At 66.0% G+C, this 715-nt stretch carries 1 protein-coding gene; it reads left to right on the forward strand.

Translation table 11 applies throughout. The features are described from left to right. Positions 1 to 591, forward strand: a 591-nt coding sequence (locus tag D1614_RS28020; protein WP_119440482.1) for a YbfB/YjiJ family MFS transporter, incomplete at its 5' end; no start/stop codon positions are given. Positions 592 to 715 lie beyond the last annotated feature (124 nt).

Below are 715 nucleotides of genomic sequence, written 5' to 3' on the forward strand. Positions count from 1 at the left end.
GAGAGCAGCGTCCGCTTCTCGGAAGGCGGTCATGGCTCGTTCGCGATCCTGCCGGTGCTGATCTATCTCGCCGGCTACTTCCTGTTCGGCGCCGGCTACATCGCCTACATGACCTTCATGATCGCCTATGTGCGCGACAGCGGCGGCGGAGCCGCGGCGCAGGCAGCGTTCTGGGGCCTGATCGGTCTGTCCGCCTTCGTCACGCCCTGGGCCTGGCGCGGCGTGCTGGCGCTCGATCGCGGCGGGCTCGCCACCGCCATCATCCTCGGCACCAATGCGCTGGGCGCAGCCTTGCCGATGCTGGGACATTCGCCGGCCTGGCTCGCGGTCTCGGCCGTCGTGTTCGGCGTCGCCTTCTTCGCGGTGGTCGGCTCGACCACCGCCTTCGTGCGCTTCAACTATCCGCCCGAGGCATGGCCGACCGCGATTGCGGCGATGACGATCTCGTTCGGCCTCGGCCAGACCCTCGGGCCTATCGCGGTCGGCGCGATAACCGACGCGCTGGGAAGCTTGAGCTATGCGCTGAACGTGTCGGCGGCGCTGCTGGCGCTGGGGGCGGTAGCGGCGCTGTGCCAGCGGAAGGTGGCCTAGAAGGCGAATGGCGAATAGTGAGTGGCGAACGGGAACGGACTGGCTTCAGTGCTTCTCTATTCGCCACTCACTATTCGCCATTCGCCCTTTTAACTCCCACTGAACGAATTATACCCCTGGTCTT

The organism is Maribellus luteus, from assembly GCF_003576475.1.
In the GTDB taxonomy this organism is placed as follows: domain Bacteria; phylum Bacteroidota; class Bacteroidia; order Bacteroidales; family Prolixibacteraceae; genus Draconibacterium; species Draconibacterium luteum.